Origin of the sequence: Hamadaea sp. NPDC051192 (assembly GCF_040682475.1) — a bacterium.
GTDB lineage: Bacteria > Actinomycetota > Actinomycetes > Mycobacteriales > Micromonosporaceae > Hamadaea > Hamadaea flava.
The window spans coordinates 56,285-68,721 of record NZ_JBFBAZ010000024.1 but is presented as its reverse complement, the minus strand read 5'-3'; the positions used below and the strand labels follow the sequence as shown (position 1 = coordinate 68,721).

Below are 12,437 nucleotides of genomic sequence, written 5' to 3'. Positions count from 1 at the left end.
CAACGAAACGTCAAGAAACCAGCGGCGCGCGTCAAGAACGCGTAAGGACCTCTGTCCGGCCAGGTCTCCCGGCGCTTGACTTCGGTGGCGCGGCCGAACAGCGGCCGATGACATCGAGGAGGACGAGCACGATGCCTGACGTGGCGTACGTGCTGATCACGGTGGCGGCTTTCGTCGCCATGGGTCTGCTGGTCAAGGGAGTGGAACGGCTGTGAGCGCGTCGAACGTGGCCGGCCTGGTCCTCGCGGTCGTGCTGGCGGCATTCCTGGTTTTCGCCCTCATCAAACCGGAGAAGTTTTAGATGTCCACAACTACGGCGGGCGTTGTCTTCATCGTCTCGCTGATCGCCGCCCTGGCGGTGTCGTACCGCTTCTTCGGCGACTACATGTATCGGGCGTTGACCTCGACGAAGCACCTGGTCGTCGAGCGTGGCGTCTACAAGACGATCGGGGTCGACCCCGAGGCCGAGCAGAAGTGGACCACGTACGCCCGCAGCGTGCTGGCCTTCTCGGCGCTGTCCCTGCTCTTCCTGTACGCCTTCGAGCGGTTCCAGGACCGGATCTGGCAGTTCGGCACCGACTTCACCGCCGTGCCGGTCGAGCTGGCCTGGAACACGGCGGTCAGCTTCACCACCAACACCAACTGGCAGGCGTACTCCGGCGAGTCGACGATGTCGCACGCGACGCAGGCGGCCGGCTTGGCGGTGCAGAACTTCGTCTCGGCGGCAGTCGGCGTCGCGGTCGCCCTGGCGGTCGTCCGGGGCTTCGCCCGCAGCAAGACCGACCAGCTGGGCAACTTCTGGGTCGACCTGACCCGGACGGTGATCCGGGTGCTGCTGCCGGTGGCCGTCGTCTTCGCGATCATCCTGATCGCCGGGGGCGTCGTGCAGAACTTCAGCAACGGCACCGACGTGACGACGCTGAACGGCGCGACCCAGCACCTCACCGGTGGCGGCGTGGCCAGCCAGGAGGTCATCAAGCTGCTGGGCACCAACGGCGGCGGCTTCTACAACGTCAACAGCGCCCATCCGTTCGAGAACCCGACGAGCTGGACCAACTGGATCGAGATCTACCTGCTGACGGTGATCGGCTTCTCGATTCCGCGGGTCTTCGGCCGGATGGTCGGCGACAAGCGGCAGGGCCTGGCCATCGTGTCGGTCATGGCGATCCTGGCGATCGGCAGCGTCGTGCTCATCAACTGGGCGCAGTTGTCGCACGCCGGCACCGTCCCGAACGCGGTCGGTGCGGCCCTGGAGGGCGTCGAGACCAGGTTCGGCGTCGCCAACTCGGCGACCTTCGCCTCCGCGACGACGCTGACCTCGACGGGTGCCGTGGACTCGTTCCACGATTCCTACACGTCCCTCGGCGGCGCGGTCACCTTGTTCAACATGATGCTCGGCGAGGTCGCGCCCGGCGGCACGGGCACGGGCCTCTACGGCATGCTCGTCCTCGCCGTGATCACGGTGTTCGTAGCGGGCCTCATGGTCGGGCGCACCCCGGAGTACCTCGGCAAGAAGATCGGCGCCCGTGAGATGAAGTTCGCGTCGCTGTACTTCCTCGTCACCCCGGCGATCGTGCTCATCGGCACGGCGGCGGCGATGGCGACCGGCAACTGGTCGACCCAGCTCAACGTCGGCCCGCACGGCTTCTCCGAAGTGCTCTACGCGTTCACCTCGGCGGCCAACAACAACGGCTCGGCGTTCGCCGGCATCACGGTCAACACCCCCTGGTGGAACACCGCGCTCGGGCTGGCGATGTTGTTCGGCCGGTTCCTGCCGATCATCTTCGTGCTCGGCATGGCCGGTTCGCTCGCCCGGCAGAAGCCGACCCCGGCCTCCGCAGGCACGCTGCCGACCCACAAACCGCTGTTCATCGGCATGGTGGCCGGCGTGACGATCATCCTCGTCGCGCTCACCTTCCTTCCCGCGTTGGCCCTCGGCCCGCTGGCGGAAGGACTCCGATGACCACCTCAAACCTCCTCGCACAAAGGAAACTCGCATGAGTGCGGCCAATCGCGTCTCCGGCGGTCTGCTCGACCCCCGGCAGATGCTGAACTCCCTTCCGGACGCCTTGCGCAAGCTCAACCCGGCCACGCTGTGGCGTAACCCCGTCATGCTCATCGTCGAGATCGGTGCGGTCTTCACCACCGTGCTGGCGCTGGCCGACCCGAGCTTCTTCGCCTGGGCGATCGTGGTCTGGCTCTGGCTGACCGTCGTCTTCGCCAACCTGGCCGAGGCGGTCGCCGAGGGCCGGGGCAAGGCGCAGGCCGACACCCTGCGCAAGGCGAAGACCCAAACGATGGCCCGCAAGCTCGTCGGCTGGCAGCCCGGCCAGACGGAGACCCGCGAGGAGGCGGTCGCCGCGACCGCCCTGACCCTCGGCGACTTCGTGGTCGTCGAGGCGGGCCAGATCATCCCCGGCGACGGCGACGTCGTCGAGGGCATCGCCAGCGTCGACGAGTCGGCGATCACTGGCGAGTCGGCTCCGGTCATCCGGGAGTCCGGCGGCGACCGCAGCGCCGTCACCGGCGGCACGAAGGTCCTCTCGGACCGGATCGTCGTGAAGATCACGCAGAAGCCGGGCGAGAGCTTCATCGATCGGATGATCGCCCTCGTGGAGGGGGCCAACCGGCAGAAGACGCCGAACGAGATCGCGCTGAACATCCTGCTCGCGGCGATGACGATCATCTTCCTGCTGGCCACCGTCACCCTGCAGCCGATGGCGATCTACGCCAAGAACTGGCAGGGCGCGGCACCCGACACCCTGGCGATCAACGCCGACGGCGTCACCGGCATCGTGCTCGTCTCGCTGCTGGTCTGCCTCATCCCGACCACGATCGGCGCCCTGCTGTCCGCGATCGGCATCGCGGGCATGGACCGGCTGGTGCAGCGCAACGTGCTGGCCATGTCGGGCCGGGCGGTCGAGGCCGCCGGCGACGTCAACACCCTGCTGCTGGACAAGACCGGCACCATCACCCTGGGCAACCGGCAGGCCGGCGAGTTCACCCCGGTCACCGACGTCTCCGAGCACCTGCTCGCCGACGCCGCCCAGCTGTCCAGCCTGGCCGACCAGACGCCCGAGGGCCGATCCATCGTGGTCTTCGCCAAACAGCAGTACGGCCTGCGCGAACGCGAACCGGGCGAGCTGACCCACGCGACGTGGGTGGAGTTCACCGCGCAGACCCGGATGTCCGGCGTGGACGTGACCGAGGACGGAGGCACTCGCCGGATCCGCAAGGGCGCCGCGACCGCCGTCATGAAGTGGGTACGCGACAACGGCGGTCACCCGACCGACGAGGTCGGCCCCATGGTCGACGGGATCAGCGGCAGCGGCGGTACGCCGTTGGTCGTCGCCGAGCACGTCGACGGGCAGCCGGCCCGAGCCCTGGGCGTCATCCACCTCAAGGACGTCGTCAAACAGGGCATGCGGGAGCGGTTCGATGAGATGCGCGCCATGGGCATCCGCACCGTCATGATCACCGGCGACAACCCGCTGACCGCCAAGGCGATCGCGGACGAGGCCGGGGTGGACGACTTCCTCGCCGAGGCGACTCCCGAGGACAAGCTCGCCCTGATCAAGAAGGAGCAGGAGGGCGGCAAGCTCGTCGCGATGACCGGTGACGGCACCAACGACGCGCCGGCGCTGGCCCAGGCCGACGTCGGGGTGGCGATGAACACCGGCACGTCCGCGGCGAAAGAGGCCGGCAACATGGTCGACCTCGACTCCGACCCGACCAAGCTCATCGAGATAGTCGAGATCGGCAAGCAACTGCTGATCACCCGGGGCGCCCTGACGACCTTCTCGATCGCCAACGACATCGCGAAGTACTTCGCGATCATCCCGGCGATGTTCGCAGCGGTCTACCCGTCGCTGGACACGCTGAACATCATGCGGCTGCACAGCCCGCAGTCGGCGATCCTGTCGGCCGTCGTCTTCAACGCGATCATCATCGTGCTGCTGATCCCGCTCGCCCTGCGCGGCGTACGGTATCGGCCCGGTGGCGCGGCGGAGATGTTGCGGCGCAACCTGTGGATCTACGGCCTGGGCGGCGTCGTCGCGCCGTTCGTCGGCATCAAACTCATCGACCTCGTCATTCAGTTCCTCCCGGGGATGTAAGGCCATGCGACTTCCTTCATGGGTTTCACAACATTTGGCGGCACTGCGGGCAGTACTCGCCTTCACCGTGCTCCTCGGCATCGCGTACCCGTTGGTGGTGACCGGGGTGGCCCAGCTGCCCGGGTTGCGGGACAGGGCGAACGGCTCGGTCGTGACCGCGAACGGCCAGCCGGTCGGCAGCGAGATCGTCGGGCAGCTGTTCACCGACGACCAGGGCGCCGCGCTGAAGCAGTACTTCCAGTCGCGGCCGTCGGCCGCGGGCGACGGCTACGACCTGGACTCGACGAGCGCGAGCAACCTCGGCCCGGAGTCGATCGAGGACACCCTCGGCGACCCGGCCTTGGACCCGAACTCCGAGGCCGGTGACGGCAGCGCGTTGAGCCTGTTGTCGCAGGTCTGCTCGCGGAGCAAGGCCGTCGGCGAGCTGGAAGGCGTGGACGGCAGTCGGCCGTACTGCACCTCCGAGGGGCTCGGCGCGGTGCTCCGGGTCTTCCACAGCGACGGCCTGACCGGCAAGGTCACCCGCGCGGTCAGCGTCAACCAGCGCTGCCCCGCGACGCCTTTCGTCTCGTCCTACGAGGGCGTGGCCGTGGAGTGCGCCACGTTCGGCGAGGACTACTCCGGTGGCGTGCTCGTGCCGATCCGGGGCGACGCCCCGGCCGACTCGGCGGTCCCGGCCGACGCGGTCACCGCCAGCGGCAGCGGCCTGGACCCGCAGATCAGCCCGGCGTACGCGAAGCTGCAGATCGCCCGCGTCGCTCAGGCCCGCAACATCAGCGCTGTGGATGTCCAGAAGCTGGTCGACGACAACACGACCGGACGCGCCCTGGGATTCCTGGGCGAGCCCGGAGTGAACGTCCTGCGGCTTAACCTGGACCTGGACGCGAAGTACCCGTACCACGGATGACACCCGTGATCGCCGCGTCGCCCCCGGGCGACGCGGCGATCGTCACAAGGAGGATCAGGTGCCACGCGGAACCCTGCGGATCTATCTCGGGGCCGCGCCGGGGGTCGGCAAGACCTACAAGATGCTCGAGGAGGGCAACCGGCGCCGGGAACGCGGGACCGACGTCGTCGTCGGCCTCGTGGAGACGCATGGCCGCAAGCTGACCGAGGCGATGATCGGCGACTTGGAGGTCGTCGCGCGCAAGACCATGGCGTACCGCGGGGCGACGTTCACTGAGATGGACGTGGACGCCGTGCTGGCCCGGCGGCCCGCGGTCGCGCTGATCGACGAGTTCGCCCACACCAACGTGCCGGGCAGCCGCAACGCCAAGCGCTGGCAGGACATCACCGAACTGCTCGACGCGGGCGTCTCGGTGATCACCACGCTCAACATCCAGCACATCGAGTCGCTGAACGACGTCGTCGAGGCGATCACCAAGATCCATCAGCAGGAGACCGTCCCCGACGCGATCGTCCGGCAGGCGGCCCAGATCGAGCTGGTCGACATGACCGCCGAGGCGCTGCGCAGCCGGATGGCCCACGGCAACGTCTACGGGCCGGAGAAGGTCGACGCCGCGCTCGGCAACTACTTCCGGGTCGGCAACCTCACCGCACTACGGGAACTGGCCCTGCTCTGGCTTGCTGACAAGGTCGACGACCAGCTCGAACGCTATCGGGCCGAGCACAACATCGGCGGAGTCTGGGAAGCCCGGGAACGGGTCGTCGTGGCGCTGACCGGCGGCCCCGAAGGTGACACCCTGATCCGGCGCGCCGGGCGGATCGCCGACCGGACCAAAGGCGCCGAACTGCTCGCCGTCCACGTCGCCCGCAGCGACGGGCTCGCCTCCGGAACCGATCCGGCCAACCTGGCCCGGCAGCGCGTACTGGTGGAGGGGGTCGGCGGCAGCTATCACCAGGTCATCGGCGACGACATCCCGAAAGCACTGCTCGACTTCGCCCGGGCGGTCAATGCCACCCAACTCGTGCTCGGAGCCAGCCGTCGAGGCAGGTTCGCCCAGATCTTCTCGCCCGGCGTCGGCGTCACCACGACGTCGGAGTCCGGGCCGATCGACGTCCACCTCGTGACCCACGAGGAGACCAGACGCGGTCGCCGCCGATTCTCCGGGCGGCTCTCGATCGGCAGCGGACTGACCTGGCGCCGGCGCGTCGCCGGGTTCGTCCTGACCGCGCTGCTGCTGCCCGTGCTGACCTTCGCCCTGGTCCAGGCCCGGGCCGAGCTGTCCCTGCCCAATGACATCCTCATGTATCTCACGGCGGTCGTGCTCATCGGCCTGATCGGCGGGATCTGGCCGGCTGTCGTCGCCGCCGTCGTCAGCTTCCTGCTGCTCAACTACTACTTCACGCCGCCGATCTACGAGTGGACCGTCGCCGAGCACGAGAACCTCCTCGCGCTGCTCGTCTTCGTGCTCGTCGCCGTCGCCGTGAGCGCCACGGTCGACCTGGCCGCCCGGCGTACGCTCGAAGCGGCGCGCGCCCGAGCCGAGGCGCAGACGCTGGCCACCGTCGCGGGGAGCGTCCTGCGCGGTGAGCGACCGCTGCCGGCCCTGCTGGAGCAGCTGCGCGAGACGTTCACCCTGGCCAGCGTCACCCTCCTGGAACGCCGCCCGGATACGCCCAGCGCCCCGGACATGCGCCGCGATCCGGCCAAGTGGCAGGTCGCCGCGAGCGTCGGCAACGAGCCGTCGGTCAGCCCGGCCGACGGTGACGTGGACGTGCCGGTCGACGACGATCTCGCGCTCGTCCTCAAGGGACATCCACTCGACGCGGGCGACCAGCGAGTGGTGGAGGCGTTCGCCGCGCAGGCCGCGACCGCCCTGCGGCAGGAGCGCCTCGCCGCGCAGGCCGCCGCCGCCGGACCGCTCGCCGAGGCCGACCGCGTACGCACAGCGCTGCTCCAGGCCGTCAGCCACGATCTGCGTACGCCGTTGACGTCGGCGAAGGCGGCGGTCGGCAGCCTGCGCAGCCCCGACGTGGAGTTCGCCGACGAGGACCGGCGGGAACTGCTGGCCGCCGCCGACGAGTCGCTGGACAAGCTGACTCGGCTCGTCGACAACCTCCTCGACATGAGCCGGTTGCAGGCCGGTGCGCTGGGCATGGCCGTTCAGCCGACGAGCGTCGGCGAGGTCGCCGGGCTGGCCCTGCGAGACCTCGGCCCCAGCGCCGCCGCCGTCGAGGTGCACGTGCCGGACGACCTGCCCGAGATCGCCGCCGACCCGGCGCTGCTGGAACGCATCCTGGCCAACCTGTTCGCCAACGCCCTGCGGTTCAGCCCGCCGGACCGGCCGCCGTCGGTCCACGCCAGCGAGTACGACGATCGGGTGGAGATCCGGATCGTCGACCACGGCCGGGGCATCCCGGCGGAGGAGCGGGCGAACGTCTTCCAGCCCTTCCAGCGGTTCGGCGACCGGGACAACACCACCGGCGTCGGGCTGGGCCTCGCACTGTCGCGCGGACTCGCCGAGGCGATGGGCGGCAGCGTCGAACCGCAGACCACCCCGGGCGGGGGTGTCACGATGATCGTGAGCCTGCCCATCGCGCTTCCACAGGGGGATATGTGACCCGGGTCCTCATCGTCGACGACGAGCCGCAGATCCTGCGGGCGTTGCGGATTAACCTGACCGCCCGGCAATACGAGGTCGTGGCGGCGGCCGACGGCACCCAGGCGTTGCACGCGCGGCCAACGAACACCCCGATCTCGTCGTGCTCGACCTCGGCCTGCCCGACGTCGACGGCGTCGAGGTGATCCGGAAGCTGCGTACGTGGTCGCCGGTGCCGATCATCGTGGTGTCCGGCCGGGCGGGCAGCGCGGACAAGGTCGACGCCCTCGACGCCGGAGCCGACGATTACGTCACCAAGCCGTTCAACATGGATGAGCTGCTCGCCCGCCTTCGCGCCGTAACCCGGCGGCTCGGCGGCACGGAGGCACCGGCGACCGCGCGCATCGGTGCGTACGAGGTGGATCTGACCGCCCACACCGTGACGGACGCGGCCACCGGCGACACCGTTCACCTCACCCGGACCGAGTGGCTGCTGCTGGAGGCCTTGGTCCGCAATCCCGGGATGCTGATCACCCAGCGCCAGCTGCTCCAGCAGGTCTGGGGCCCGACGTACGCGACCGAGACCCAGTATCTGCGGCAATACCTGGCGCAGCTGCGCCGCAAGCTCGAGCCGGATCCGTCGCGACCGCGCCATCTGCTCACCGAGCCCGGCATGGGATACCGCTTCACGCCCTGACCCGGTCGGCACAGGTCCGGGTGGCAGGATGGGTCGAATGGATCAGCTCGCCGACGCCGAACTCGCCGCCTGGCTGGCGGCCTTCCGGGAGAATCCGGGGCCGCCTGCGCGGACGACCGGGGCGGCGGCGATCCGCAGCGGGCAACGGCAGCGGGCCGCCTCCCGGCCGCCCGGCCCGGACCTGGCCGAGGTCGCCGACCGGAACATCGACGAGGTCGCCGTCCGCGTCTACCGGCCGGCCGAGTCCCGGGCCACCATCGTGTACGCGCACGGCGGCATGTGGGTGATCGGCGACCTGGAATCGCACGACCGGGCGTGCCGGCTGCTCGCCGAGGCCACGAGCGCGACGGTGATCGCCGTCGACTACCGCCGCGCACCGGAGCACCCCTGGCCCGCTGCGGTAGACGACGTCGTGGCCGTCCTGCGTCACGCGATCGAGGCGGGCGGACCCGTGTTCGTCATGGGCGACAGCGCGGGCGGCACCCTTGCCACACTGGCCTGTCTGCGGCTGCGGGACGAGGGTGCTGCGTTGCCGGACGCTCAGATCCTGGCTTACCCGAACACGGACCTCACGCTCAGCCGGCCCAGTACGCGTACCAAAGCAGCTGGCTGGGCCTTGGCCACCGACGACGTGGCGTGGGGCGCGGAGCTGTGGGTCCCCGACCCCGCGCGGCGGGCCGACCCGCGGGTGAGCCCGCTGTACGCGGATCTGCACGGGCTGCCGCGCGCGATCGTGGTCACGGCCGAACACGATCCGCTGCGCGACGAAGGCGACGAGTACGCCGACCGTCTCCAGCGGGCCGGCGTGCCGACCCTGCACCGGTGTGAGGCCGGGCTGGTCCACGGGTTCCTCACGATGGACCTGGTCTCGCCCGCGTGCGCAGCCGCCGCCCGCCGCCTCTTCACCGACCTCACCGCCCTCCTCTAACCCACCCCACCCCACCCGCCGCCGGTAGCCCGAGCCGTTGATCATGGAGTTAACCGTGGTCTCGACGGCGTGGCGAGGGGGCAAACTCCATGATCAACGAGGGCGCCCACGGGGCGAGGGATCAGAAGGCTCCGGCGGTGACCGAGATCGCCATCCGGTTGCCGGCGTACTCGGTGACCGTCCACAGCTCGTCGGTGCTGCTGCGGTAGGTCAGATCCTCGTTGCCGATCGGCAGTGAGTCGTAGTTCATCGCCACCGATCCGCCCGGCTTCCAGGTCGCCAGGTCGCCCTCGTTGGTGTCGCCGTCACTGGTGGACAGGAAGTACTTGCCGTTGAGGCTGAGCGCGCCCTGCATCGAGGTGACGTCCACCCGGTACGCCCAGCTCGCCGTCGCGTCGGTGGTGGAACCGCTGTCGTAGGCGAGTTCGCGGTTGGTGTAGTCGATGTTCCAGCGCACCAGGCGGGTGCCGTCGCCGGGGTACGCGTACTCGCCGACCAGGATGCTGTCCGGCGAGGTGGTGCGGTCCAGCGAGACGAAGGAGAACGTCAGCGAGGCCGACCCGACCTGGTCGTACGCCAGCGACTGCGGCAGGACGTACTTGTACCCGAAGGCCTGGTAGCTGCCGTCGGACTGGCGTCCGCACGCCGTGGAGCTGGACGTCGAGGTCTGCCAGAGGTGGTTCAGGTCGAAGACCCGCAGCCCCTTGGTGGTGTCGGCGACGTAGAGGTAGTGGCCGTACCAGAAGACGCCGCCCGCGTGCACGTTGATCGCGCGGAAGGAGTGCACGCCGCCCGAGGTGTAGGGCTCGACGAGCAGCACGTGGCGATACCTCGGGGTCAGCGGGTCGGTGCGGTCGACGAAGCTGACGCGTACGCCCTTCTCCCCGTCCACGCCGGTGGAGTACCAGCTGACGAGCACCGCCTTGCGGTCCTCGTAGAGCCCGTCGGCGTACGCGTCGGAGCTGGTCGTGATCCCTTGCGGGGTCCACTCGGCGGTGCCGTCGTCGCCGCTGTCGAAGTGGAATCCGGCGGCGAAGTTGGTGACCAGTCCGGCCCCTTCGCTCGCGGTGATCCGGGTGGCGGTGCGGTTGGCGTCGTCGAGGACGTGCTGGACGGTGACGTTGGGCAGAGCGGCGTCCAGTCCGGCGATGGCGGTGGCGTACGCGCCGGCGCGGCGGCGCAGCTTGAACGCCGTCCGGTCGATCGAGGCGGGGGCGGCGGCGGCCGAGCCGGGCACGATCAGGGCTCCGGCGGCGGCGGCGATCGGGGCGGCCATCAGTCCGTTGAGGACGGATCGGCGGGAGATCAACATTGAAGCACTGTAGTGGATCAATGGATGGCGCACCAGAGTGCCGCCGCCTGAGCCCGCCGGGTCGGGTCAGCGCCCGGCCCGGCGAGAACAACCGTCAGCCGCCGTGGCGGCGCAGCCGATGGAACGCGTACGCGCACAGCACGGCCGTGATGGCGGCGTACACGCCGAACTCCCACCACTGGAACGTCCAATAGCGATCGCCCGGGTGGTACGCGACGGCCTGGTGGTAGGTCTGGCCGAGCCGGACGACGCAGTCGTGCATCTGCTGGGCGATCTCGGCCGGGACCGGACCCGCCGCCTGGCCGCCGCCGTCGTGGCCGATCGTCGGGCAGGTCGACTGGAGCACTGCGTCGGTGAGCGGCCGGCCGGTCCCGTCGACGACCTCGGCCGACCGGATCCACGCGTTCGGCAGGTCCGGCGGCGGCGGTTGCAGACGCGCCTTCGGGATGCCGAGGAGGATGTTGCCGCCGGAGCCATAGCCGGTGTGATCCGGGTCGAGGGCGAACGCCGTCTGCTCCGGTGTGGCGGCCAGCGGCCGGATCCAGCTGGTCACCGCGATCCGCACGGCCAGGACGCCGCCGAACGTCAGGGCCATGGCCGGCAGCGTCCGGCGCGTCGCCAGTCCCAGCGTCAGGCCGACGGCGAGGGCGAACACCGCGTACCCGACGGGCACGAGATCGCGCTGGTCGAAGGTCCCGTAGACGGTGGCTGCCGCCTTGTCCAGCGGTTCCGCCCACCACGTGACGAGCAGGCTCAGCAGTCCGGTGAGCACGACGGTCGCAGTTCCGATGACGCCCAGCTTCACCGCGAGCCACCGCGTCCGGCTGATGCTCTGCGTCCAGACCAGCCGGTGCGTACCGGTCTCGACCTCGCGGGCCACCATCGGCGCGCCCCAGAACGCGCCGATCAGAGCGGGCGTCACGAGGACGATGAGCCCGACCGCCGTGCTCAGCGGCGCGTTGCTGTGCACGAAGGTGATGAGCGCCGGGCAGTCGGGGTCGTCCCCGCAGGCCCGATGGGCGGCGGCAGCCGCGGCGGCCAGATGCGACCGGGTCGCGAGGACCAGTGCGGCGACGGCGGCGAGCCCGATCGCGGCGGTCCACGCCGACGCGCGGAACTGTCGGAGGGCGAGCCTGATCATGAGTTCGGCGTCCTTTCCGCGGCGGCCTGGGTGAGCTGGTCGAGCACGATGCGCTCCAATTCGGCCGGCGATCCGCACAGCTCGGCGATGGCCGAGGCGAGCCGAACCCGGCCGCCCGCGAGCACCACGACATGCGTACAGACGTGGGCCAGATCGGCGACCAGGTGCGTGGAGAGCACGACAGCGGTGCCCGCGGCCGTGGCGGCGGCCGCTGTCTCGTCCAGGAACGCCCGCCGCGCGAGCGGGTCGAGGGCGGCCACCGGCTCGTCGAGGATCAGCAGGTCGGGCCGCTTCGACAGGGCGATGGTGAGGGCCAGCTGAGCCCGCTGACCGCCGGAGAGCCCGCCGGCCCGCTGCCGCAGCGGCAGACCCAGCCGGTCGATCCGGCTCGCCGCGCCGACGGCGTCCCAGCGGCGCGGATTCAGCCCGGCGCCCAGGCTCAGGTGATCGGCGACGGTGAGGCCGGCGTAGGTCGGCGCGTCCTGCGCGACGAACCCGACGCGGCCGGACCGCATCATCGTGGCGGGCGGGTCGCCCAGCACCCGGACCACGCCTGACGTCGGCGGCAGCAGGCCGACGATCATCTGCAACAGGGTGGACTTGCCCGCGCCGTTCGGCCCGACCAGACCGACGATCGCGCCCTCGGGCACGGCCAGCGTGCAGTCGTGCAACGCCCATCGCCGCCGGTAACGCTTGGCGAGGGCCTCGGTTTCCAGGATCATGCCGTCGAGTTCTACGCGG

At 70.2% G+C, this 12,437-nt stretch carries 9 protein-coding genes and 1 pseudogene; 7 read left to right on the top strand and 3 right to left on the bottom strand.

Annotated features, from left to right (window positions below; translation table 11 throughout):
• Positions 1–211 precede the first annotated feature (211 nt).
• From kdpF to AB0M47_RS13340, 7 genes and pseudogenes are all read left to right on the top strand, one after another.
• Positions 212–301: a K(+)-transporting ATPase subunit F gene (gene kdpF, locus AB0M47_RS13370; RefSeq protein WP_253753405.1), complete on the top strand. Its 90-nt coding sequence runs from the start codon at positions 212–214 to the stop codon at positions 299–301.
• Positions 302–1,963 (top strand): potassium-transporting ATPase subunit KdpA, encoded by a 1,662-nt coding sequence (gene kdpA / locus AB0M47_RS13365; RefSeq protein ID WP_363412516.1) that lies wholly within the window; start codon positions 302–304, stop codon positions 1,961–1,963.
• Positions 1,964–1,997: 34 nt separating this feature from the next.
• Positions 1,998–4,115, top strand: coding sequence for a potassium-transporting ATPase subunit KdpB (kdpB, locus tag AB0M47_RS13360; RefSeq protein WP_363412514.1), 2,118 nt, complete (start codon positions 1,998–2,000; stop codon positions 4,113–4,115).
• Between the two features lie 4 nt (positions 4,116–4,119).
• Positions 4,120–5,022: a potassium-transporting ATPase subunit C gene (locus AB0M47_RS13355; RefSeq protein ID WP_363412512.1), complete on the top strand. Its 903-nt coding sequence runs from the start codon at positions 4,120–4,122 to the stop codon at positions 5,020–5,022.
• Between the two features lie 58 nt (positions 5,023–5,080).
• Positions 5,081–7,639: a DUF4118 domain-containing protein gene (locus AB0M47_RS13350; RefSeq protein ID WP_363412510.1), complete on the top strand. Its 2,559-nt coding sequence runs from the start codon at positions 5,081–5,083 to the stop codon at positions 7,637–7,639.
• Positions 7,636–8,315, top strand: a pseudogene (locus tag AB0M47_RS13345) (response regulator). The gene AB0M47_RS13350 and the pseudogene AB0M47_RS13345 overlap by 4 nt, the downstream one beginning before the upstream one ends.
• A gap of 37 nt (positions 8,316–8,352) precedes the next feature.
• Complete coding sequence (locus AB0M47_RS13340; protein ID WP_363412508.1) at positions 8,353–9,243, top strand: alpha/beta hydrolase; 891 nt, start codon at positions 8,353–8,355, stop codon at positions 9,241–9,243.
• Between the two features lie 121 nt (positions 9,244–9,364).
• Here the strand turns inward: AB0M47_RS13340 and AB0M47_RS13335 are convergent, their stop codons facing one another.
• The 3 genes from AB0M47_RS13335 to AB0M47_RS13325 all read right to left on the bottom strand — a co-directional run bounded on the left by AB0M47_RS13335 (position 9,365) and on the right by AB0M47_RS13325 (position 12,418).
• Positions 9,365–10,555: a hypothetical protein gene (locus AB0M47_RS13335; RefSeq protein ID WP_363412506.1), complete on the bottom strand. Its 1,191-nt coding sequence runs from the start codon at positions 10,553–10,555 to the stop codon at positions 9,365–9,367.
• A gap of 94 nt (positions 10,556–10,649) precedes the next feature.
• Positions 10,650–11,696: an ABC transporter permease gene (locus AB0M47_RS13330; RefSeq protein ID WP_363412504.1), complete on the bottom strand. Its 1,047-nt coding sequence runs from the start codon at positions 11,694–11,696 to the stop codon at positions 10,650–10,652.
• Positions 11,693–12,418, bottom strand: a complete 726-nt coding sequence (locus tag AB0M47_RS13325; RefSeq protein WP_363412502.1) for an ABC transporter ATP-binding protein — start codon at positions 12,416–12,418, stop codon at positions 11,693–11,695. Before AB0M47_RS13325 ends, AB0M47_RS13330 begins: the two co-directional genes overlap by 4 nt.
• Between the last annotated feature and the right edge of the window lie 19 nt (positions 12,419–12,437).

What these genes read in the sequence shown, in the direction of transcription:
- kdpA (WP_363412516.1), top strand. Translation starts at nt 302, where the DNA reads ATGTCCACAACTACGGCGGGCGTTGTCTTCATCGTCTCGCTGATCGCC.
- kdpB (WP_363412514.1), top strand. Translation starts at nt 1,998, where the DNA reads ATGAGTGCGGCCAATCGCGTCTCCGGCGGTCTGCTCGACCCCCGGCAG.
- AB0M47_RS13355 (WP_363412512.1), top strand. Translation starts at nt 4,120, where the DNA reads ATGCGACTTCCTTCATGGGTTTCACAACATTTGGCGGCACTGCGGGCA.
- AB0M47_RS13340 (WP_363412508.1), top strand. Translation starts at nt 8,353, where the DNA reads ATGGATCAGCTCGCCGACGCCGAACTCGCCGCCTGGCTGGCGGCCTTC.
- AB0M47_RS13335 (WP_363412506.1), bottom strand. Translation starts at nt 10,555, where the DNA reads ATGTTGATCTCCCGCCGATCCGTCCTCAACGGACTGATGGCCGCCCCG.
- AB0M47_RS13330 (WP_363412504.1), bottom strand. Translation starts at nt 11,696, where the DNA reads ATGATCAGGCTCGCCCTCCGACAGTTCCGCGCGTCGGCGTGGACCGCC.
- AB0M47_RS13325 (WP_363412502.1), bottom strand. Translation starts at nt 12,418, where the DNA reads ATGATCCTGGAAACCGAGGCCCTCGCCAAGCGTTACCGGCGGCGATGG.